This is a genomic window from Brevibacterium atlanticum (assembly GCF_011617245.1).
Lineage (GTDB): Bacteria > Actinomycetota > Actinomycetes > Actinomycetales > Brevibacteriaceae > Brevibacterium > Brevibacterium atlanticum.
In genome coordinates this window covers 781,250-802,550 of sequence record NZ_CP050152.1, presented here as the reverse complement: position 1 = coordinate 802,550, position 21,301 = coordinate 781,250, and the positions used below count along the sequence as shown (strand labels likewise).

Annotated in this window: 19 protein-coding genes; 6 read left to right on the top strand and 13 right to left on the bottom strand. The window is 64.0% G+C overall.

Annotation, left to right across the window (positions count from 1 at the left end; translation table 11 throughout):
- Positions 1-2: 2 nt before the first annotated feature.
- Both GUY23_RS03420 and GUY23_RS03415 read left to right on the top strand, forming a co-directional pair.
- Positions 3-830, top strand: coding sequence for a fumarylacetoacetate hydrolase family protein (locus tag GUY23_RS03420; RefSeq protein ID WP_166969752.1), 828 nt, complete (start codon positions 3-5; stop codon positions 828-830).
- 140 nt (positions 831-970) lie between these two features.
- Positions 971-2,077 carry an alkene reductase gene (locus GUY23_RS03415; RefSeq protein WP_166969750.1) on the top strand — a complete coding sequence of 369 codons (1,107 nt, stop codon included), beginning with the start codon at positions 971-973 and terminating at the stop codon, positions 2,075-2,077.
- Positions 2,078-2,204: 127 nt separating this feature from the next.
- Here the strand turns inward: GUY23_RS03415 and GUY23_RS03410 are convergent, their stop codons facing one another.
- From GUY23_RS03410 to nagB, 12 genes are all read right to left on the bottom strand, one after another.
- The gene (locus GUY23_RS03410) at positions 2,205-2,885 is read right to left on the bottom strand and encodes an EthD domain-containing protein (protein WP_166969748.1); all 681 of its coding nucleotides are present in this window, start codon (positions 2,883-2,885) and stop codon (positions 2,205-2,207) included.
- Positions 2,886-2,918: 33 nt separating this feature from the next.
- Positions 2,919-3,689 (bottom strand): SDR family NAD(P)-dependent oxidoreductase, encoded by a 771-nt coding sequence (locus tag GUY23_RS03405; protein ID WP_166969746.1) that lies wholly within the window; start codon positions 3,687-3,689, stop codon positions 2,919-2,921.
- Positions 3,690-3,777: 88 nt separating this feature from the next.
- Entirely contained in the window at positions 3,778-5,217 is a 1,440-nt protein-coding gene (locus GUY23_RS03400; protein WP_166969744.1) for an aldehyde dehydrogenase family protein, read from the bottom strand.
- Positions 5,218-5,242: 25 nt separating this feature from the next.
- Positions 5,243-6,298, bottom strand: coding sequence for a zinc-dependent alcohol dehydrogenase family protein (locus tag GUY23_RS03395; protein WP_166969742.1), 1,056 nt, complete (start codon positions 6,296-6,298; stop codon positions 5,243-5,245).
- A gap of 93 nt (positions 6,299-6,391) precedes the next feature.
- Entirely contained in the window at positions 6,392-7,375 is a 984-nt protein-coding gene (locus GUY23_RS03390) for a helix-turn-helix transcriptional regulator (RefSeq protein WP_166969740.1), read from the bottom strand.
- A gap of 30 nt (positions 7,376-7,405) precedes the next feature.
- Positions 7,406-7,726 (bottom strand): EthD family reductase, encoded by a 321-nt coding sequence (locus GUY23_RS03385; RefSeq protein ID WP_228282709.1) that lies wholly within the window; start codon positions 7,724-7,726, stop codon positions 7,406-7,408.
- Between the two features lie 596 nt (positions 7,727-8,322).
- Positions 8,323-8,784, bottom strand: coding sequence for a DUF3151 domain-containing protein (locus GUY23_RS03380; RefSeq protein ID WP_166969738.1), 462 nt, complete (start codon positions 8,782-8,784; stop codon positions 8,323-8,325).
- A gap of 89 nt (positions 8,785-8,873) precedes the next feature.
- On the bottom strand, positions 8,874-9,788 hold the full coding sequence (locus GUY23_RS03375; protein ID WP_166969736.1) for a hypothetical protein: 915 nt from the start codon (positions 9,786-9,788) through the stop codon (positions 8,874-8,876).
- Complete coding sequence (locus GUY23_RS03370; RefSeq protein WP_166969734.1) at positions 9,785-10,864, bottom strand: glycosyltransferase family 2 protein; 1,080 nt, start codon at positions 10,862-10,864, stop codon at positions 9,785-9,787. Before GUY23_RS03370 ends, GUY23_RS03375 begins: the two co-directional genes overlap by 4 nt.
- 85 nt (positions 10,865-10,949) lie before the next feature.
- Positions 10,950-11,849, bottom strand: a complete 900-nt coding sequence (locus tag GUY23_RS03365) for a CoA transferase (RefSeq protein ID WP_166969732.1) — start codon at positions 11,847-11,849, stop codon at positions 10,950-10,952.
- The gene (locus GUY23_RS03360) at positions 11,849-12,877 is read right to left on the bottom strand and encodes an alpha/beta fold hydrolase (RefSeq protein WP_166969730.1); all 1,029 of its coding nucleotides are present in this window, start codon (positions 12,875-12,877) and stop codon (positions 11,849-11,851) included. Before GUY23_RS03360 ends, GUY23_RS03365 begins: the two co-directional genes overlap by 1 nt.
- A gap of 43 nt (positions 12,878-12,920) precedes the next feature.
- Positions 12,921-13,703 (bottom strand): glucosamine-6-phosphate deaminase, encoded by a 783-nt coding sequence (nagB, locus tag GUY23_RS03355; protein WP_166969728.1) that lies wholly within the window; start codon positions 13,701-13,703, stop codon positions 12,921-12,923.
- Between the two features lie 229 nt (positions 13,704-13,932).
- Here nagB and GUY23_RS03350 point away from each other — a divergent pair, with 229 nt between their 5' ends.
- From GUY23_RS03350 to GUY23_RS03340, 3 genes are all read left to right on the top strand, one after another.
- Positions 13,933-15,120 (top strand): SPFH domain-containing protein, encoded by a 1,188-nt coding sequence (locus tag GUY23_RS03350; RefSeq protein WP_228282706.1) that lies wholly within the window; start codon positions 13,933-13,935, stop codon positions 15,118-15,120.
- Positions 15,121-15,454: 334 nt separating this feature from the next.
- Positions 15,455-15,955, top strand: a complete 501-nt coding sequence (locus GUY23_RS03345; protein WP_166969724.1) for a MarR family winged helix-turn-helix transcriptional regulator — start codon at positions 15,455-15,457, stop codon at positions 15,953-15,955.
- Positions 15,956-15,988: 33 nt separating this feature from the next.
- Entirely contained in the window at positions 15,989-16,411 is a 423-nt protein-coding gene (locus GUY23_RS03340; protein ID WP_166969722.1) for an organic hydroperoxide resistance protein, read from the top strand.
- A gap of 279 nt (positions 16,412-16,690) precedes the next feature.
- Here the strand turns inward: GUY23_RS03340 and GUY23_RS03335 are convergent, their stop codons facing one another.
- A complete protein-coding gene (locus tag GUY23_RS03335) occupies positions 16,691-17,896 on the bottom strand; it encodes an NAD(P)-dependent malic enzyme (RefSeq protein WP_166969720.1) in 1,206 nt (401 codons plus the stop codon).
- An 875-nt stretch (positions 17,897-18,771) separates the two neighbouring features.
- Between GUY23_RS03335 and GUY23_RS03330 the strand changes: the two genes are divergently transcribed.
- Positions 18,772-21,279 carry an HNH endonuclease signature motif containing protein gene (locus GUY23_RS03330; protein WP_166969718.1) on the top strand — a complete coding sequence of 836 codons (2,508 nt, stop codon included), beginning with the start codon at positions 18,772-18,774 and terminating at the stop codon, positions 21,277-21,279.
- Positions 21,280-21,301 lie beyond the last annotated feature (22 nt).

Genomic DNA, 21,301 nt, shown 5'->3' with positions numbered 1-21,301 from the left:
GAATGACCAGATTTGCCCATTTCCTCACGCCGAACGGTGAACCCCAATTCGCCGAGGTGGCCGGAGACCTGCTCGTTCCGCTGCAGGGGATCTCGACGCTCGGACCCGAGATCACGCCGGAGGTCCTGTCCTCGGCACAGCGGTTGGACGAGGCTGCGGTGCCCTCAGTCGACGTCCGACTGCTGCCGGCCTCGCCCGATCCGGCGAAGGTGCTGTGCGTGGGACTCAACTATGCCTCGCACGTTGCAGAGGTCAACCGAGAGATGCCGGACTACCCTGTCCTGTTTCCCAAGTTCGCGAGCAATCTCATCGGCCCCACAGACGACATCGTCGTGCCAGCCGAATCGACCGGTCCGGACTACGAAGGTGAGATGGCGGTGATCATCGGCCGTCCAGGACGCCGGATTGCCGAAAAAGACGCCTTCGATCATGTCCTCGGATTCTCCGTGTCCAACGATGTGAGCATGCGCGATTACCAGTACAAGTCGCATCAGTGGCTGCAGGGCAAGGCCTGGGACGATTCGACGCCGCTCGGTCCCCATATCGTCACCCCCGGTGAGGTCGACCTCGCCGCAGCCGGGATCAGGACCACCGTCAATGGGCGCACGCTGCAGGAGGCCACATTGTCGATGATGATGTTCTCGGTCCCGACCCTCATCTCAACGATCTCCGAGTTCACCCGCCTGGATGTCGGCGACGTGATCCTGACGGGAACGCCGGCAGGTATCGGCAGCAAACGGGACCCCAAGGTCATCCTCCGCAACGGCGATACAGTTGCTGTCGAAATCGACGGCATCGGCCGTATCGAGAACACGGTTGTCACCAAGTAGACCGTTCGGTCAGGTAGGCCGCTGAGCCGTCCTTCCTTGGTGCTGTCAACCGCAGGTACGACTCGGTCCGCCCGACGTCTCCGTTGCACCCTTCCCTCTGTTGTACAGACATCTCAGATCACCGACGACAAGGAGAACAGATGAGGGGATCAAGCAGCCTCTTCGAACCGATCCGAGTCGGCGAGCAGGACCTGTCCAGCAGGATCGTCCTCCCGCCGCTGACGCGCAGCCGCGCCACAGATACCGGCCTCGCGACGAGCCTCATGGCCCAGTACTACAGGCAGCGCTCGGGCGCCGGACTCATTATCGCCGAAGGCACAGTCGTGCTCCCTCAAGCGACCGCGTATCCACGCGTCCCCGGAATCTACTCCGAAGAGCAGGTGGCTTCGTGGCGGCCCGTCGTCGAAGCCGCGAAGTCGAACGGTTCCACCATGTACTGCCAGTTGTGGCATGTGGGACGGCAGTCGCATTCGAGCGTCCAGCCGGACGGGCTGCCGCCGAAGGCACCATCGACCGTGGCGATCACCGGCCAGCAGTACAGGAGTCCGGGCGGGCCTGTCCCCTATGAGGTCCCGCGTGAGCTCATCGAGCCGGACATCGCAGAGATCGTGGACGCGTTCGGCCGGGCCGCCCGCAATGCACTGCGCGCAGGGTTCGATGGCGTGGAGCTTCACGGCGCGAACGGCTACCTGATCGAGCAGTTCCTCGATGACGGAATCAACCTCCGCACCGACAAATATGGGGGCAGCATCGCGAACCGGATGCGGTTCCTCGAGGAGGTGCTGCAGGAGGTCTTCGAACACGTGCCACCACACCGGGTCGGTGTACGGCTTTCTCCGTCGTCCGACTGGATGGACGCCATCGACTCAGACAAGCGCACCCTGTTCAGCACCGTCATCAGGCGATTGGACGAATGCGGGTTGGCCTACCTCCACCTCGTCGAGCCCGGAATCGCCGGAGCCACCTCGGCCGAGGAAAGCAGTTCGGCGATTCCGACGTCCGAACTTGCTCAGTTGTTCACGGGTCCCGTCATCGTCACTGGCGGTCATACGTTCCACTCCGCACAGGAGCTCATCGATCGTGGAGTCGCCGATATGGTCGGATTCGGAAGGCTGTTCATCGCCAACCCTGATCTGCCGACACGGTTCGCCGTCGGAGCACCGTTGCAGGAAGTCAGGAAGAAGGGTCTGTACGGAGGGGCCGCAGAAGGTTATACGGACTATCCGAGCCTCGCGGCCGAAAAGTAGATCTCGACACCGAACGTCAGAACAACGCGGCCGGAGAGTGATCATCACTCTCCGGCCGCGTTCAGTTCTCGCCGCAGATTCGTCCGGTGTTATCGGACGGCCGCTGTCCGCTGACGACGCCGCACGGTCACCTCTCTGCCGATTGTCCGGAACCCGGGACGATCTGCCTTTCGGCAGCAACGTAGACGTGAATATTCTCCATGGCTGCTGTGAGTCGTTCTGACTGCGCAGTAAGATTCTGCGCGGCAACGTTCGCAAGTTCCCATGAGGCAAACCCCAGAGTGAGGGCAACGTCCGGAATCTTCGGTTCGCTGCGCAGCGCTTCCCTGCGAAGCAGCTGCGGATTCGAGTCCAATCGGTTCGCTTCCGAACCAATCGCATCTGGAAACTGCTGAGCTGCGTCACTCAGCCAGCTCCCCGCGAACCGGGGGTCAGCACCCTCGGCCGACAGGCCGAGTACCCATACCTTGAACGGCCATGGCGGATGCGGCGCACCACCGAGCACAGGGCCTCCTGTCAGCCCCGCAAGAAACCTCTTCTCGTCCTCGATCAGCCTGTCACCCACCGGCGAATCGCTGGCGGCATGGACAACGTCCGCCTCGTCGAACCACAGTTCCACGATGCCATCGACACGGTAGGCATCCCCGGCGTTGACATCAGCAAGGTGTTCCTCGACATGGTTCTGGAGGTAGCAGGCAAGACCGGGCAGGTCCTTCGCGATGCCAGCGTGAGTAGTTGACCAGTGGTCACTGAATTGTTCAGTTGTCAGCTCGGGTAGCTTTTCCAGATATGTGATTCGTTTGAGCATCGCTCGTACCTTTCTGTGAAAGACTCAGGTCGCTCAACCCAAGAATCCACCGTCGACGACGAGAGTCGTTCCCGTCACGGTCTTTGAGAGATCAGAAGCGAGATAAAGGACCGAGCCCGCAATCTCTTCCGGAGTGTTGTACCGTCCCAGGGGAATGCCCTCGGCGATCGCCTGTGCGGCGACAGCGGCGTCGGCATGTCCGGTCGACTGCTTCGCGATTCCGTCCTGCAAAGCGGTCTGGGTGGGCCCCGGATTGAGTGTATTCACCCGAATCCCGCGCGACGCAAGTTCTTTGTACGCGGTGCGCATCAATCCGACCTGTGCATGTTTCGCCGCCACATACGGCGCGGTCTCTGCGTAGCCGCTCAGACCTGCTGTCGAGGAGGTGATCACCACGCTACCGCCATCGGCCACGAGCGGAGTGGCGTGCTTGAGAGTGTGGAAGGCACCGAGGACGTGGACGTGGAGCACCTTGAGGAACTCGGCAGAGTGCTGACGCTCGATCGGAGCGACCGTACAGCCGATACCGGCGTTGGATACGATGATGTCATAGTTGCCCCACCGATCTGCCCCCGCTGTGATGGCATCAGCGAGCGCGTGTTCGTCCGTGACATCCGCAGCTGCGTTCGAAACCGAGTCATGGCCAAGTTCCCGACGAACTTCGTCCAATTGGGGCTCATTCAGGCCGATCACGTGCACCTTCGCTCCATTCGCGACGAAGAGTTCGACGATCGACCGACCGATTCCGCTCTCACCTCCGGTGACGAGGGCCGTCTTTCCTGCTAACTGAGCGTGTGTCTCCATCCTCACGGTCCCTTCTATTTTCGGTGATGTACGCCGCGCGAGAACGGGTTGCTCAGTTCTCGCGCGGCGCTATTGCATGTTGCCTGGTTCAGGCCGTCGGCAGAATGCCTCTCATGACGATGTTCTTGATCTGCGTCATCTCTTCGAGGGTGTACCGGAATCCTTCTCGCCCGATGCCGCTCTTCTTATATCCTCCGAAGGCGCTCAAATCGGGGCGGTACAGATTGCCGCCATTGATGGAGACCATTCCTGTCTCCATCCTGCTCGCGACATCGAATGCCGTCTTGTAGTCGCTGCTGAACACCGCACCGCCGAGTCCATAGGAGCTCTGATTTGCGAGGTCGATTGCCTCGTCGACGGTAGAGAACTTCATTACCGAGTACACCGGGCCGAAGATCTCTTCGTCGATGGCGATATCAGACGTCGTGGCGATTTCGAGCACCGTCGGTTCGACCAGGGCACCTTGCCGGGTACCGCCCAACCTCACTGTGGCTCCTGCGGCGACAGCCTCATTGACCTGGTCTTCGACTTTCTTGGCCGCCCTTTCATCGATAAGGGGACCTACCTCAGTGTTCGGATCGGTGGGATCGCCCAATGTCTTCCCGCTGACTGCATCTACTAGCTTGTCGACGAATTGAGCGTAGACGGAATCGGCAACCATGATGCGCTTCGTAGCCACGCAGACCTGACCATTGCCATAAAGGCGGCCCATCGCTGCCTGTTCCACGGCAAGATCGACATCGGCATCGTCACAGACGATGAACGCATCATTGCCGCTGAGTTCGAGGAACGCGCGTACAGAATTTCGGCCGGCCGCTGCACCGATCTCTGCACCGACGGCGCTGGACCCGGTGAAGCTGACGGCGTCGATGCGGTCGCTACTGGTGAGCGCCGACCCGACCTCTGAACCGTAGCCAGTGACCACCTGCAGAGCCGCTCCGGGAACTCCGGCCTCGTGGAGCAGTTCAGTGAGACGGATGCAGGTGAGCGAGTCCTTCTCCGGCGGCTTTACGATCATCGCGTTTCCACCGGCGAGGGCAGCACCGACTTTCTGTGCGTACAACTCGACGGGGAAGTTGAAGGCCAGAACTGCCACGATGACGCCCAGGGGCTCGCGACGGGTCAGCAGCAGATCCGCTTCGAGTCCAGGCTGAACGTCCAGGGGAATCGCTTCGCCGAACAATCGTTTTGTCTCTTCGGCGAAACCGGTGAAGATCCGCATCGAAGTGGCGAACTCGCTCTTGGCGTGGGCGAGGATCTTGCCGCTTTCGGCCGCGAGGAGCTCAGCGAGTTCCTCTTCATGCTTCTGCGCCAACTCGACGAATCGCAGCAGGATGCGACTGCGCTCGTGCGCGGGGACGCGCCCCCACTCCCGTTTTCCGGCCGCGGCCGCGTCGAGGGCCTGTGCAACGTCGTCACGCGTGCCTTCGGGAATCGTATCGATCAGCTTGCCTGTAGCCGCGTTGATCGTGTCTATCGTCTGACCCGACTTTGCGTCGACCGCGCTGCCGTTGATACTCATTTTCATGATCGATCTCCTGTTCTGCTGGTGATTACCACTTGTTGAGCACGGAGACACCGGCACCGCGGTATTCGCCCAGAGAGGCGAGCACGGCGGCGGCTTCGTCCAAGCTGACCCTGTTGGTGACCAATTCTTCGGGGCGGAGGATGCTGTTCTCTACCATGCGCATCATGTCCGGATAGCGACCGATCGGCATATTGGCAGAACCGATGATCTGCAGTTCCTGGAGGACGATGGCGTCGATGGGCACAGGAATCAGTCCCGCCTCAGCGTTGGAAGTCATCCCGAGCTGAAGCATCCGCCCACGTTTGCGCAGCGAACCGATGGCGGCCTGGCACGTGGCCGCGATTCCGAGTGCATCGACCGCGACATGGGCACCTCCGCCAGTGATTCCGCGAATCTGCTCCGTCACATCGCCGTTCGTGGCATTGACGGTGGCTACTGCTCCGAGCTCACGGGCCAGTTTCAGAGCGTCTTCGTTGATATCGACTGCCACCACGTGCGCGCCTGAGGCAACGGCTATATGTATAGCGGACAGCCCTACTCCCCCGCAGCCGTGCACGGAGACCCACTCACCTGGGCGGACAGCGGCCTGATCCACGACGCCGTGGAATGCCGTCATGAAGCGGCAGCCGAGGCCCGCCGCGGCATCGTACTCGACGTTGTCAGGCAGTTTGATGACGTTTCGATCACCGTTGGGAACATTGACATAGCGACCGTAGCCACCCCAGTAGTCGGTTCCGGCGAAAGTCACATGTTCGCAGACGTTCTGATGTCCCGTAAGACAGTATTCACAGCTTGCGTCTCCGTGAGCATGAGGGACCATCACCCTGTCGCCGGGTTTGAATCGAGTGACCTCCTTGCCGACCTCCTCGATGACGCCGGAAAATTCATGCCCCATGACGTGTGGCAGCTCGAGGTTGAGCCCGATCCAGCTCCAGTCGCCCATCCACAGGTGCCAGTCGCTGCGGCAGATGCCGTTGGCTTCTACCCTCACGATGACGTCGTGCTCCGACTTGAGTTCTGGATCGGGTACTTCCATGACTTCAAGGTCCTGGTTGAAACCGGTCAGCACCAATGCTTTCATTCTTCTCACTCCTCGTTGTGTGGGATGCAGATCTTCGTCGATCTCGTAATGTCACACTAGGATTCGTGGCAGCGGAGCGCTTTCGCTTCAGTGTCAGCAGATATGTGGAAGAGTGCCAATCGTCAACGCCTGCTGCCGATATTCTCCCGGTGAGATTCCGAATTTCTCGCGGAATCTCGTGTAGAAGGTCGACGCCGACAGGTAGCCGACTGTGTGCCCGACCGCCTCGAGCGTTAATGTTGAAACCGTCTGATCGAGTATTCGGGCGGCGGCCGTCAGTCGTGTTTCCTGCAGCAACGAAGAGAAACCGGCCCCACATTTGTCGAGTGCTCTGAACAGGGTTCGTCTTGAGACATGCAGACTTCGGGCCAGGTCCTCGGCAGTGAAGTCGTAGCGAGAGTATTCGGCCTTGATGACCCGACTTGCCTCCCGGTAAAGCACCTCGGCGTTTGTCTCATGCCCTTGCTGGCCAATCGACATCGCAGCCAACGATGCCAGGGCCTCCACTGCAGGAGATTCCAGGGAGCGCAGGGAGTTTTCGCCTGCTTCTTGGGCCTGAGAGAACGCGCTGCCGAGGAAGCACATCCACGGCACTGCCTCTGCACTGCTGCACAAAGAGGCTCCACGGAAGTCGCGCCGGACACCACGCGATTGCAGTCGGCTTTCCAACCGCTCGGTGGGAACGTGAATGACGAGTTGGCCAAACTCGTCCGAGCAATTGACTTCGTAAGGAGCGTCGAGATCAAGAAACATGATGCTGCCGGGGAGCAGGTCAGCCTCGATGCCTCTCTGGATTCCTCGGCCCCGGCCCTGGAACTGCCAAATCATGATGGTGGTTCCCACATCACTTTGTGCAATGTCGCGTCGGACACGTGACGCTGTCAGCGCCGTCCCGCGAAAACTGCAGGCGCTCAACCGCCCGAAGGAAGAAGTCGACAGAGAGCCTGAGAAACTCCTCCGACTGTCATCACGAAACTCAAGCCGCGTATGTACGTCATCGACGGCAGAATCCCACTCCTCAATAGAGCTGCGTGAGATCTGGTCCCGATCGAGTACTGGCGCTTGCGCGGGAATCATAACGTTCCTCTCTGAACGTTGGACGGCGGACTACAACTGCACCGCGAACTCATCTGCCAAGAACCATTCGACCGATTCGAGGAACTGGTGCTCGTGGTCGAACATAGCCTCGGCCTCGGTTCCAGCAAAAGCGACCTTGACGTCGTCGATCGAGTCGAACCACAGCTCGGCCATTCCGCTGTAGGGCCACTGCTTCCGATGGTCGATGGCAGGGCTCTGGGTGTATCGGCGAATATGTGGAAGCCTTCTGACATACACAGGATGTTCGATCTGCCATTCGTCCAGAAATTCTCTACGGCCCAACCCGCTTTTGGCTTTGACGACCGCTACTACTTTGACCACTTTGTCCACCTTTCCTCGTCAATGGCGCTGCAGCCGCCGAGGGACAAGATCACTTCGACGTCCCGGCAACCATGCTCAGGACCCGGCGCGATGAGATTTAGGTAGCAATAGTTTTACAAACAAGCGTTCGTCCGTCAAGGTTGGACCCTGCGATGCGGATCCGCAGTTAGAGTTTTCAACGTCGAACACAGCGCCCGGCAGATGGCCGCTGAACTGTCGGGCGGGAAGCGGCTCTCTCCGAAATAGCTGGCGGCCCGGCCGACGATGAAAGACACCAGTTGAAATATGACTATTCATCGTCGACCGCGCCCCCGTCAGAACGCTTCGCACGTGCGCCGTCCGCGACCGACTACAGAGCCCCCACAATGGGTCGCATCAACCCGGCGCAACACGGAGACGAGGTCTCTGCCCACGCGAACAAGAGATGAGTGGAGCCAGATTGCACGTCTACTCGCAAGTAGAGGACAATCTGGCTCCACTTAGCTTGGATTCAGCGGCCCCGTCGGCGCCACGGCACAGTCAGCACAGTCGGTGCAGTCACTGGCAGCACATTCGACGCGACCGGCGGCGCCGCAGCGCCAACGCCGCGTCAGATCGGCTTCCGCTCACTCCCCGCGGCCGATGGCCTCGACGGCGTGCGGGTCGGACGAGGCGAGGAACTCTTCGATGCGAGCAGCTTCCTCGCCCTCGCCGATCGCACCGGCGGCACGGCCGAGCGCGTAGAGGGCACGGAGGAAACCGCGATTGACCTCGTGGGAGTATGGGATCGGGCCGGCGCCGCGCCAACCGGCGGCACGCAGGGCGTCGAGTCCGCGGTGGTAGCCCACACGCGCATAGGCGTAGGCGTCGACGAGGCGACCTTCCTTGTGCGCCTCATCGGCGAGTTCGGCCCACGCCAGGGATGAGGCGGGAAGCACTGCTGCGACGTCGATGGGCTCCTCACCGGCGTCGATGCGCTTCTTCGCCTCGACATCCGGGTGATCCTCGGGCAGGTAGGTCGGCTGCGGGCCGAGCTGGCTGGCATCGAGATTCCCGATGTGCGAGGGGTTTCCGATCGGCTGGGTCATAGCGTCTCCTTTTCGTCGAGGTTCGTCGTGGTTCTCGTCATGGGTCGTGGTCATTCGCACCGAGGCGGCTCCCCGCCCCAGCGCCGGTATCAGTCGGTCTTCATCTCCGACGGCAGGACCGTGTACGGGTTCGTGCTCAGCGCACCGGTGGCGCCTTCGTCGGCGAGGTTGTCGAGCTGCTTCTTGTTCTTCGCGTCGGTGGCCCAGACTTTCAGGTCGGATTCGGCCCAGGACGACACGGCATCCGCAGCGACGGCGACCGCGGTGTAGCCGGCACCGCTGAGGTCATCGGGCGAAGTCTTGGTGTAGTCCCCGGTGAACATCGCGTCGATGTCGGCATCGGCGGCGGCACGCGCCACCTCGGCGTCATCGGTGCGCACGATGGTCGAGTCGGTCAGCTCCGCCTCGGTGATGGTCTTCAGCGCGGGTCCGGCCACCTCGGCGGTGTCGATGGCGGGCATGATGACGGTGTCACCGCCGACCTCATCGACGAGGTCGTCCCAAGTGATGGTCTTCCCGGCTTCCGTGTCCTTGCGCGAGGGCGTGATCGTGGCGTCGGCGAATTCGGCGGCGGTGAGTTCGTCGAGGCCCTTCTTCAGTTTCATCGACTCGGTGGCCGTCTCGGGGTTCGCTGCGACGATCGTGCCGTCCCCCAACGCGGTCAGGGTCGGGGCGGGCAGGTAGCCGAACTTCACGTTCTCGGTGAAGGCGCGCTTCGAGTTCGCCGGGTACACCGCGGATCCGCCGTCGAGCGCGGCGACGGCCGGCGGGTTGAGCGAGTCGACGGTCAGCCGATCCTTCGACCCGAAGACGTTGACTGCGACGACGCCGATGACGAGGAGGACGACGACCCCGCCGGCCCACAGGGGCGCGTTGAATCTCTTCGGTTCCGGGCGGTCGGGGACGGGGACGCGATCACGGGATTCGGGGTCGACCGAGGGCAGCGGATCGGTGAAGCTGCGACCGTAGCGGTCCTTGTCCAGCCGACGTTTCTTCTTGCTCATCGGCTGCTGTCCTTCGTCGCTCCGGCACCGGTGACCAGGCCCTTGAGGAATCCGGCACCCCAGCTCAGGTGCATGGTGGGCAGGACGATGCCGAACCAGAATCGTTCCCGACGTCCGCAGTCCTTCGCCGCCGAGGCGGTGGCGAGAATCCCCGCGATGTAGCCGAAGCTCGGGACGTGGATGAGTGAGGTGAAGCGGCGAAGGAACTTCGGCCACCGCTTCGTGGTGCCGGTCAGCTGGAGCAGGGTTTCGATGACGGCGGCGACCATGCCGAGCACGAGGATCGGCGGGGCGAAGTAGCGCAGCGAGTTCTTGCCCCCGTAGCGGCGGATGAGTTCGGCCCGCCAGATGCCGGTGGCCCAGAACTGCTGGGCGATCTTCGACCAGGTGCCGCGCGGCCAGTAGGTGACCTGCATGTCCGGGTTGAACCAGATGCGGCCGCCGGCGGTGCGGATGCGCAGGTTGAGTTCCCAGTCCTGTCCGCGCTTGATGCCTTCGTCGAAGCCGTCGAGGGTGTCGAAGACCTCACGCCGGTAGACGCCGAGGTAGGCGGACTCGGCCTCCCCGGCTTCGTCGCCGGAGTGGTAGGCGGGGCCGCCGAGGCCGACCGGGGACATGTAGGCCCTGGCCACGGCTTTCTGGAAGGAGGTCTTGCCGCGGGCGAGCATCAGTCCGCCGCAGTTCGCAGCCTTCGTCTCGCGCAGGGTGTCGATGGCCTGCTGCGTGTAGTCGGGGCTGAGTCCCGAGTGCGCGTCGACGCGGATGATCACCGGGTGGTGGGTCGCGCCGATCGCGAGGTTGAGTCCGATCGGGGTCGCCGCCTGCGGGTTGTCGACGGTCTGGATGCGGGAGTCGGTCGCGGCCATGGCGGCGATGATGGCGTTCGTGTCGTCGGTCGAGGGGCCGAGGGCGAGGACGACTTCCTTGTCCCCGTCGTAGTCCTGGGAGAGGATCGTGGTGATCGCCTGCCTGATGTGTTCGGCCTCGTTGAGCACCGGCATGATGTAGGAGACGCCGGGTTTCTCTCCCAGCGGCGGCAGACCCTCCGGGGTCAGGATCTCAAGTACTTTCGACACGCCCTCAATCTTGTCACACGCGCGCGGGCGCGGTCTTGAGGGGGCGCTCAGGTGGGCGGGCGCGGCCCGGCCTTAGTCGATGGGCTCAGTTTCCGACGATGGCCTCGATCGGCAGGTCGTGTTCTGTTGCGAAGGCCGCCCAATGGGCGGTGGGTTCGCCGGCGAAGGCCCGTTCGAGCGTTTCGTGATCGGCCCCGAGGTTCGCCGCGAGCGCCTTCGCGAAGTGCGGCTCCAGGCAGGCGACCGCCACGTGTCCGTCGGCAGTGGCGTAGGTGCGATAGAAGGGAGTTCCCCCGCCGAGGTGGCCGCCCGGTGAGCTCAAACCGTGCCGTGCCGGCCCTGCCGCCCACGCGGCCGCCTCGTCGAGGACGACCCGCCGAACAATTCCGCCCGGTGCACTGCCGTCACCCGTGCCGCCCACGACCGCGCTGCCCGCACCTGCACCGTCTCCGACCCCAGCACCACCCTGCCGCACATCCCGCTCCCGCAGACCGGCGAGCGCCTCGAGCGCAGCGTGCTCGCCGCCGAGCACATCGGCGACGGGGATCGTCGGCATGTGCCCGGGCACCAGAGTGGCGTGTGCCGCCTGGTAGGTGAGGTCGTGGCCGGGCACGTCGGCGCGGTCCCCGGCGAAGCCGACGATCTCGACATGGACGAGCGCGTACTCCTCGACGAGGTCGGGCAGCCCGAGCGCGGCAGCGGCCTTCGGTCGCATCGCGGTGAGCAGGATGTCCGCCTCGGCGGCGAGCTCCCGCAACCGAGCGAACTCAGCAGGATTCTTGAGGTCGAGCGTAAGGATCTCCTGCCCCGCCGTCAGTTCCGCATAGTAGGCGGGCACACCCGCTTCGAGGGCATCTCCCGACGGCGACTCGACCTTGATCACGTGTGCCCCGAGGGCCGTCAGTCGCGCGGCGGCCAAGGGCCCGGGAAGATTGCCTGCCAACGAGATCACTGTGATTCCGTCAAGCGGTTGAGCACTGCTCATTATTCCTGATCTCCTTCACTCGTCACTTCCCCGATCTCTTCGATTTCCTCGCCGGCCGGGCCTCCCGCATCAACGCCGGCGGCATACTCCTGCGCGCCCTCAATCACGACCGCAACGATGGCGTCCGGATGCGATTCGGGCAGCCAGTGCGATGCGCCTTCGAGCGGAACGAAGCGGTAGGGCCCGTCGACCCAGCGGGCGCTGAGTTCGGCGGTGGTCCGAGTGAACGCGACGTCCTCGCTGCCCCAGACGAAGTTCGTCGGCACCGTGATCGGGGTGCTCGGTATCCGGTCGTCGAGCGCCATGGCCTGGTAGTACTTGAGCACGGAGATGAAGGCGCCCGGTTCGGAGAAGCGCTCCACGTACGAAGCGGCGAGCTCATCGGGCACAGCGCCGCCATAGAGTCCGATGAGCCGCTCACCGTCATTGCGCAGCAGGGAGTTCGCCACTGCCTCGGGGTGGTCCTGGATCGAGCGCATGTAATCCATCCGGGCGTACTGCTCATCATCGGTCTTCAGCTGCTTGCCCAGCGCTTTCGGGTGCGGGGTCGAGACGACGGTGCACGTGTGCAGGCGCTGCGGATGGTTCGCGACGAACGGCCACGCGACCACGCCGCCCCAGTCGTGGCCGACGAGGTGGAAACGCTCGATTCCGGCGGCCCGGGTCACCTCGTCGAGGTCGGCCACCAGATGCGATACCGCGTAATCCTCGACAGCATCGGGGCGCGCACCTGGCGAATATCCTCGCTGGTCATAGGCGAAGACACTCATCCCCTGCGCGAGGAGACCGGCAGCCGTGTCCTCCCAGCACGAGGCGTACTCCGGCCACCCGTGCACCAGCACCGCATCGCCGAGGCTGGGGTCAGGTCGCGTCGGCGTCGCGCGGAAGGCGCTGAACTCGCCCCGCGAGGTCCGCACCGTGAGCGCTTCGGCCGCAGCGGCGGCAGGCAGCTCCCGCAGGCGCGCCGCCACCGAGGCATTGTCGAACGGGAAACCGAGCCGATTCCCGTCGGTTGTCGATGACGTCATGCGTCCCCCTCCTCGCTGAAGGTGTCCTGTCCCGCTCTCGGGCTCAGAAGTTCTGCCACTCCGGCTTGTTCTCATAGGCATGTCGATAATAGTCCCCGAGCTGCAGCCGGGACGCGGCCTGATCGTCCACCAGGACAGTCACATGCGGGTGCAACTGCAGCACGGTCGCCGGCCACATCGCCGAGATCGGGCCCTCGACCATCTGGTGCACGGCCTCGGCCTTGTTCCCGCCGACGGCGATGAGCACGAGGTGCCGCGCCTCCATGATCGTGCCCAATCCCTGCGTCAGGCAATGGTTCGGGACGCGGTCGATGTCGTCGTCGAAGAACCGCGCGTTGTCGGCTCGCGTCTGCCGGGTCAGGGTCTTCACTCGCGTCCGCGAGGCCAGCGAGGATCCCGGTTCGTTGAACGCGATGTGACCGTCGGTGCCGATCCCGAGGATCTGCAGATCGATTCCACCCGCCTCGGCGATCATCCGCTCATAGTCCGCCGCGGCGGCCGCGAGGTCGTCCGCGGAACCGTCGGGCCCGTGGACGGCCCCGTCGGGGAAGTCCACACGGGTGGCGATCGCGGTGTCGATGACGTTGCGGTAGCGCTGGGGATGATCGTCGGCGATGCCGACGTATTCGTCGAGCATGAACGCCTGCGCATGCGTGAAGGACAGCGCCGCCTCGGCGTGCCTGCGAGTGAGCTCATCGTAGATGCGCAGGGGACTCGACCCGGTCGCCAGACCGAGCACGGGGGCAGCCTCGGTGCGCAGCAGCCGTTCGATGGTATCGGCGGCCAACAGCGCCAGGGTGTCCTCGTCGGCGATGACGACTTCCATGACCTCTCCCGTCTCCCCTGGTCAGCCCCTTCTTCGGGGCAGCTTCTGGGCACCATTCTATGTACCGCTCCTCCAAAGCCCACAGCTCCCTGCTCGAGCCCCGAGCGACGAGCGACGAATTCGAAAGCCGCACAGCGACCTTGCCGTATACGCAACGGCGTCGGACTACTAGGGTGGTAGACATCAGCGGTCGCTGCGCGACCGACAACCACGACCCATGGGGGTAGTCATGACTGGACTCGCGGTCACCATCGCCGTAGTCATCGTCATCCTCGTCGTCGCCGTTCTGCTCTTCGGCAAGCTGCGCACGAGCATATTCTTCACGGTGAAGACGCAGGAGAACGTCGTCGTCGAACGTTTCGGCAAGTTCAAGAAGGTCGCGAAGCCGGGGCTGAATACGAAGATGCCGCTCATCGAGACGTTGAGCCGACCGATCTCGCTGCGCGTCCAGCAGCTCGAGGTCAACATCGAGTCGAAGACGAAGGACAATGTCTTCGTCACCGTGCCCGTCGCCGTTCAGTACGTCGTCGAGGAAGACAATGTCGCCGATGCCTACTACCGGCTGGCGAACTCCGAGGAGCAGATCCGCTCCTATGTCTTCGACACCGTCCGTTCGGCGCTGTCGGGACTGACACTCGACACCGCTTTCGAGTCGAAGGACGACATCGCCGAGAACGTCGAGCGCCGACTGTCGGAGTCGATGAAGCGCTACGGCTTCAAGATCGTCAGCACTCTGGTCACCGACATCACTCCGGACCCGCGAGTCCGGGATTCGATGAACTCGATCAATGCCGCTCAGCGCGACCGGGTCGCCGCGCAGTCCCTCGCCGAGGCGGACAAGATCAAACGCGTCACGCAGGCTCAGGCCGAGTCCGAGGCGATGCGCCTGCACGGTGAGGGTGTGGCCGCTCAGCGCAAGGCGATCGCGACCGGTATCGCCGAGCAGTATGCGAAGCTGCAGGAGGTGGGCATCGACAAGACGGCCGAGCAGCTGCTGATGATGACCCAGTACTTCGACACCATGCAGAACGTCGCCCAGGAGGGCCGGTCGAACGTGCTGTTCATGCCCTCGAACCCGGGCGGCCTGGGCGAGATGGGGCAGGAGATCAGGAACGCACTGTTCGCCGCCAATGCCGCCGAGGATGGGGCGGGCTTGGCCGCGCCCGAAAGCAGGTACGGCTCGAGTCACCGCACCGAGCGTCGCAGCGTACCGCCGCAGCCGACGACGCCGCCGAGTTCGGGTGAGTCCGGTCAGGATTCCGGTCAGGGGTATGGCCAGGGATCAAGTCAGGGATATGGACAGGGGTCAGCTCAGCCGGACGCACAGTCGCTGAAGTCGCGAGCACAGTCGATCGCCCAGCAGTGGACGAACGGCCAGCAGCCTCCGAACGGTCAGCAGCCGCCGCAGAACCCGTAGCAGTAACCGGCGCTGAGCCCGCAGGACCGACCGGCCGCCGACCCCGCATCATGGATGAAGCGCCACATCGAGGGCGGAGCGGCACTCCACGGGCCGAACCGACAATATTCGCGGGAACATCGCCCACGCCAGACCGCTGAGGGGCGGGCGAAGAGAGATCTTCGCCCGCCCCTCAGTCGTATTCAGCGCTGTATTCGCCGCACCGTTTTCAGAACCGCCCAACCCACGCCCCGAGCAGGGTCACCGCGCTCAACGACCACTTCCCGATCCTGATCACAACACCCATTCCGCCATATTGGTTGTGCACAATTGAATTGTGTGCAACCATTGCCATATGAACCCGCTCGATCTCGACAGGCAGCTCTGCTTCGCCCTCTATTCGGCGTCGCGTGCGATGACTGCGTCGTACAAGGATCTGCTCGCCGAGCTCGGCATCACGTATCCGCAGTACCTGGTCATGCTCGTGCTGTGGGAGAACGGCGCCGAGTCCGACCACCCGGAGTCGAAGAGCGCCGAGCCGGACATTACGGATCCGGAAGGCGTAACGGTCAAGCGCCTCGGCGAACGTCTGCAGCTGGATTCGGGCACACTCTCCCCTCTTCTCTCGAGACTCGAGAAGCTCGGGTTCATCACACGACATCGATCAGCCGAAGACTCGCGCAGCGTCTTCGTTCGCCCGACCGCCGCGGGCGCGGCGGCCAAGGAACGCGCCGAATGCGTGCCGGCTCGCATCGGAGCGCGCACGCAGCTCGATCCCGACGCACTGCCCGTACTGCTGGAGACCCTCCGTACGCTGACAGGCAATCTCCGCGGGGATCACGCACCCACCCCCTGAACCCACACTGCACCACCGATGAAAGGAAGAATCATGAAGGCTCTCTACACCGCAGAAGCACTGGCCACCGGCGAAGGCCGCGACGGCCACGGCCGCACGAGCGACGGAAAGGTCGATGTCGATCTCGCGACTCCCACTGAGATGGGCGGCAGCGGCAACGGCACCAACCCCGAACAGCTCTTCGCCGTCGGCTACGCCGCCTGCTACCACTCGGCTCTGCGCCTCGTCGCCGGTCAGGCCAAGGCGAACGTCGATGACTCGGCGGTCGGCTCGCGAGTGAGCATCGGAAAGAACAACGAGGGCGGGTTCCAGCTCGCCGTCGAACTCGAGGTCACCCTCCCGCACCTCGACAAGGCCGAGGCTCAGGCTCTCGCCGACAAGGCCCACCAGGTCTGCCCGTACTCGAACGCGACCCGCGGCAACATCGACGTGACCATCACCGTCACCGACGACTGACTGGACGCGGCACGCGGCAAGTCCTGGGCGGCACGCGGCTAGCGGTGGGCGGCACGGGCCGCGTCGACGGCGGCTCGAGCGGGCCGAGCCTCCGACCGGCCGACACCATCCCGCACCGACAGCCTCACTCCACCCCGTCCCTGCGGGTGGTATTACGGCTAACGGTGAGTGATGCTCCACTACCGGGGCACACGCAGAAGGGCGGGCGAGGAAGTCGAAACTTCCTCGCCCGCCCTCAGCTGTGTGCGGACTCAGCTCGAATAGAGCCCAACCGAAGCGTCAGCGCTCGGTCATCGCCTCCAACGCGGACTTCTCGACCGCCTCGGCGACGGCCGGGGCCACCCTAGAATCGAGCGCACCGGGCACTACGTACCCCGGAGCCAGGTCATCGCCGACGAGATCGGCGATCGCACGGGCCGCGACGAGTTTCATGTCGTCGGTGATCTCGCTGGCGTCGGCGTCGAGCGCACCGCGGAAGATCCCGGGGAACGCGAGAACGTTGTTAATCTGATTCGGGAAGTCGCTGCGCCCGGTGGCCACCACGGTCGCGTACTTCGCGGCGATATCGGGGGTCACCTCGGGGTTGGGGTTCGACAGGGCGAAGATGATCGCGTCGTCGGCCATCTTCTCCAGGTGAACCTCGTCGATGGTGCCTCCGGAGACGCCGATGAAGACGTCGGCTCCGTCGAGGGCCTCGCCGATCCCGCCGGAGATCCCGCGCGGATTGGTTGATGCGGCGATGGCCTGCTTGGTCTCGGAGAGGTCGGCCCGGCCGGATTCGACGATTCCCTTGGAATCGAGCACAACGACGTCACTGACTCCAGCGTCGGCGAGGATCTTCGCGACGGCCACGCCTGCAGCACCGGCACCGGAGACGGCGACGCGGATGGAATCGAAGGGCTTGTCGACCACGCGCAGCGCATTCGTCAGCGCGGCGAGGACGACGACGGCGGTGCCGTGCTGGTCATCATGCATGACGGGGATGTCGAGGGCTTCCTTGACCCGATCCTCGATCTCGAAGCAGCGTGGAGCGGAGATGTCCTCGAGGTTGATCGCACCGAAGGTCGGAGCCATGCGGACGATGGTCTCGACGATCTCGTCGGTGTCATTGGTGTCGAGCACGATCGGGATCGCGTTGAGCCCGGAGAACGACTTGAACAGGGCGCACTTGCCCTCCATCACCGGCAGTGATGCGGCGGGGCCGATGTCACCGAGGCCGAGCACAGCCGACCCGTCGGAGATGACCGCAACGAGGCGGCCGGTCCACGTGTGCGTGCGGGCCAGCTGCGGTTCGTCCTTGATCGCAGTGCAGACCTTGGCCACTCCCGGGGTGTAGGCGATCGAAAGATCACGCTGGGTCTCGAGCGGGCTGGTCAGCTCGGCGGACAGCTTGCCGCCCTCGTGCGCAGCGAAGATCTCCTCATCGGTGATGGGAGCCTGCGAGTTCTGAGCGGCGGAGGTCGAGTTGGAGGCTGTGGTCGTCATGGTTGGTCCTCGTGGTTGATGCGGCGGGCGGGCGGATGCTCTGCTGCCGGCAGTGATCGTCTGGCCGCGGGCCATCGCTGGCACGACGTCGGACTCCCCCGAATGGGTTCGCCGTGGCGGTCGGGACGAAGAACTGGTCACCAGTGAAGGATGGTGCGGTGACGCCTGCGCGCTCCGTGGTGTTCGCCCTTGGTGAAGGGCGCCGCGGCTGCGCGCTGTGCGGATACGGCTCGCATGTAGGCGAGTACCGACCTCATGGGTCGCATCCGGCAACCCGATCAGCATAACCGATGAGGTGAGCTGTTTCACCCGGAAATCCCACCCCCGCCGAGGTTGTCCCTCGTTTCGGTGGCATGTTCTCCGAACCTTTGACTGGGTTCCGATCTCCCGATCTCTGCCGGGTATCGATCGTTAGTGCCCTGGCCGGATTGCGACCTCTCGCGCAATGGCCGGGCTTCGATCCCCGGCGTCCTGGCCGGGCTTCGATCCCCAGCGCCATGGCCGGATTCCGCGATACGCAGGCGGGAGCCGCTCCAGCGCCAGGCGGTCGACGAGCTCGTGTCAGCCGACCGTCACATTCATGTCAGCCGGCCACAGTTCTCGTGTCAACCGCTCGTGAACCTCGTGTCAACCAGCCGCAGTTCTTGCGTCGGCCTGCCGTGAACCTCGTGTCAGCCGGCCGTGGTTCTTGTGTCAGTGCCGGATGCGAAGATGGTCGGACAACGAAACCACTGGTCACTGGTCATCGAAACATATTCGAAACTATTTTTATTTTTCTATTGTCATCGCTCACTTGATCGATTATCATAGTGGTAACAGCTTTTCAAATCAGCTCCACATCTCCGACAACGAAGTCCGAGGCAGGTGAAATCGCAATGAAGGGCACCAAGGCACGTTCGACCGGGTCGAACGCAGACACAGCAGAGACAACGGCGGCCTCGCCCCGCTTTGCCATCCGCTTCGAGTCGAACATGTCCCGCTTCGCCGAGGCGGCCGTGGCCTCCGACCGCGCCCGTTTCGAAGTCCTCGAATCGGCTTCCGCCGTAGTTCTCGAGCAGATCCTCCTCGACTACGAATTCGCCGTCCCCGAAGGCGCCCAGCCGTTCCGTTGCACGACGATCGCCGGGACCCTGGACCGCCTCGCCCAGGAGGAGAAGACTGCGACCGATCTCGAGCCCAGCACGACCGCAGCCGTCGCGCCCTCGACCGCGATCCTGCCTTTCGATGAAGCGTTCGCTCGCTCGCAGACTGAGACGGCCACTGCAGAAGCCGAGGACGACACCGCGTCGGCGCTGCCGGACTTCCCCGCGTTCGACCGCCGCATGTGCTTCTCGCAGTGGGTCTACGAGAATGTGGACGCAGAGGATCTCGTCGAGATCTCAACGGTGCTCGGCACCAACGCCGCACGCACCAACCGACAGATGGCGTGGGCCATGACGATCTTCTACGGTCTCCCCCGCTTTGCCGACCGCGTGCGCGGCGGCGAGTTCACTCAGGCACACGTCGACGTCGCCGCCCAGTTGTGCGCGAACGTGGCGTTCGAACATCTGCCCGAGCTCGATGCCTTCCTCGCAACCAAGCGAATCGATATCACCTGCGAGACCCTGCGCAAGGCGCTGGCCAAGGCGATCAGCCTCCTCGTACCCCCGTCCGACCTGACCGAGGTCGCCGCCAAGCGTCGTCGCGTCGACGTCGAGGGACACAAGGACGGCTCTGCCAGCCTCATCGTCAGCGGCCCCTCGGCCGAGATCTTCTCAAGCTATGACCGCATCACCGGCATGGCGCTGGCCGTGCATGGGAAGAACAACACCTCATTCGACCTCCCGCCCGGGGTCGCCGTCAGCGACGAACGGTCCATCGACCAGCTCAGGTACGACCTGTTCATCCGGCCTGTGCCGGAGCTGAACGTCAAGGTCGTCTCCGTCGATCCCGTCACGGGGTTCCAGACGACGAACGAGGCATCGCTGCTCGATGCGAACGGCGAACTCGTTGCCGGCGTGGATTCCGAAGACGGCCTCGCCGACTTCGCCAAGAAGGTCGCAAATCATGCGGCGAGTGCGGGATCGTCGAGCGACCCGGCCGTCGCACCGAAGACCAGCGGCGCTTCTGGGCAACAGTCTGTCCCGGCTCCGACGAACGACCAGCCCGACGCTGAGGCTGTTGCCGACCGCTCTGCCGGTTCCGCGTTCGGCGCCGACGAGGATGACCGTGGTCCCGTGGAGTACTGGGTGAAGCTGCGCATGCCGACGACCCAGCAGTGGCTGTCGCACCAGGCCGCCACCGTGGTGACCGTGCCGTTCCTCAGCCTGACCGGCGACTCTGACCTTCCCGGAACGTTCGCCGACGGTTCGCCCGTGCCCGCCGACGTTGCCCGCACCATCGCGGGACGGTCGAAGTCCATCCAGCGGATCCTCACCGATCCCGCCACCGGGACACCGATCGATGCGAAAGCCACGAGCTACGTGGTTCCGCAGGATCTGCGGAAGACCCTCATCGAGCAGTGGACGGTCTGCACCGTCCCGGGCTGCTCACGCCGGGCGGAGCGAGCGGAGATGGACCACGTCGTCCCGTTCTTCCACCTCGCGCCCGCCAAGGGCGGTCTGACCCGGTTCGGAAACCTCCATCCGCTGTGCAAGAAGCACCACGCGCTCAAGACCGCCGACCGTTATGGCGTCGCCATGCCCAAGTCCGGCGAGGTCGAGTACAGATTCCGGCACGGAATCTCGACCACTGTGGTCGCGCCCGAACAGCCGATCAACATCGCCCACGCCCTCGAGATCGCTGCCCTGGCACAACTGCGCCTCAAGCGGTGGAGTCTGCCCGCAGAGGTGGTCCCGCCTGCACCGCAGGTGCTCGAGCTCATGCCCGGTGAGTCGACGATTCGCGACCGGGACGAGAAGAAGCGGCTCGAGGCAGCGCGCGAAGAACGGGAGCAGCGCCTGTCGAGAGCGTTCGCGAAGCAGCGAGCCGCCCGGAAGCGGCTGCGACTGCAGCGCTGTCTCGACTGGGAGAACTCTGTCTTCCAGCCCTGCCTCCCCGCCGGAAGCAACCCGTCGGCGCTGAAGCAGCTGACCGGAAACGCCCGGTACGCGCGCGTGGTGAAGTGGTACCGCCTCTCGGGACTCGATATCGAAGACATTCCCTTCGATCCCAACGGGCCCGACGACCCCAAGGATACGACCGACCCCAATGGGTCCGCCGGAAGCACCCGCGGCAGCAGCACCGGCCGCACTGGCACCGGTGACTCTGACGACACCACAACACGGCCCGAGCGCACCGCGAGGACCGCGGGCCGCAGAGCCGACGATCCCTGGGACCGCCACTTTGCGCCCAAGAAGGTGAACTGGGACCACGACCTCACGGTCGATCCCCCACCGTTCTGACCGCGGGCCTCTGCCCGCCCGG

Excerpts from the sequence above, each read along its gene's own strand:
- nagB (WP_166969728.1), bottom strand. The coding sequence starts at position 13,703 with ATGGAAGTCGTCATCGCCGACGAGGACACCCTGGCGCTGTTGGCCGCC.
- GUY23_RS03380 (WP_166969738.1), bottom strand. The coding sequence starts at position 8,784 with ATGACCCAGCCGATCGGAAACCCCTCGCACATCGGGAATCTCGATGCC.
- GUY23_RS03415 (WP_166969750.1), top strand. The coding sequence starts at position 971 with ATGAGGGGATCAAGCAGCCTCTTCGAACCGATCCGAGTCGGCGAGCAG.
- GUY23_RS03345 (WP_166969724.1), top strand. The coding sequence starts at position 15,455 with ATGAACCCGCTCGATCTCGACAGGCAGCTCTGCTTCGCCCTCTATTCG.
- GUY23_RS03335 (WP_166969720.1), bottom strand. The coding sequence starts at position 17,896 with ATGACGACCACAGCCTCCAACTCGACCTCCGCCGCTCAGAACTCGCAG.
- GUY23_RS03360 (WP_166969730.1), bottom strand. The coding sequence starts at position 12,877 with ATGACGTCATCGACAACCGACGGGAATCGGCTCGGTTTCCCGTTCGAC.
- GUY23_RS03330 (WP_166969718.1), top strand. The coding sequence starts at position 18,772 with ATGAAGGGCACCAAGGCACGTTCGACCGGGTCGAACGCAGACACAGCA.
- GUY23_RS03375 (WP_166969736.1), bottom strand. The coding sequence starts at position 9,788 with ATGAGCAAGAAGAAACGTCGGCTGGACAAGGACCGCTACGGTCGCAGC.
- GUY23_RS03395 (WP_166969742.1), bottom strand. The coding sequence starts at position 6,298 with ATGAAAGCATTGGTGCTGACCGGTTTCAACCAGGACCTTGAAGTCATG.
- GUY23_RS03420 (WP_166969752.1), top strand. The coding sequence starts at position 3 with ATGACCAGATTTGCCCATTTCCTCACGCCGAACGGTGAACCCCAATTC.
- GUY23_RS03350 (WP_228282706.1), top strand. The coding sequence starts at position 13,933 with ATGACTGGACTCGCGGTCACCATCGCCGTAGTCATCGTCATCCTCGTC.
- GUY23_RS03390 (WP_166969740.1), bottom strand. The coding sequence starts at position 7,375 with ATGATTCCCGCGCAAGCGCCAGTACTCGATCGGGACCAGATCTCACGC.
- GUY23_RS03400 (WP_166969744.1), bottom strand. The coding sequence starts at position 5,217 with ATGAAAATGAGTATCAACGGCAGCGCGGTCGACGCAAAGTCGGGTCAG.
- GUY23_RS03340 (WP_166969722.1), top strand. The coding sequence starts at position 15,989 with ATGAAGGCTCTCTACACCGCAGAAGCACTGGCCACCGGCGAAGGCCGC.
- GUY23_RS03405 (WP_166969746.1), bottom strand. The coding sequence starts at position 3,689 with ATGGAGACACACGCTCAGTTAGCAGGAAAGACGGCCCTCGTCACCGGA.
- GUY23_RS03365 (WP_166969732.1), bottom strand. The coding sequence starts at position 11,849 with ATGAGCAGTGCTCAACCGCTTGACGGAATCACAGTGATCTCGTTGGCA.
- GUY23_RS03410 (WP_166969748.1), bottom strand. The coding sequence starts at position 2,885 with ATGCTCAAACGAATCACATATCTGGAAAAGCTACCCGAGCTGACAACT.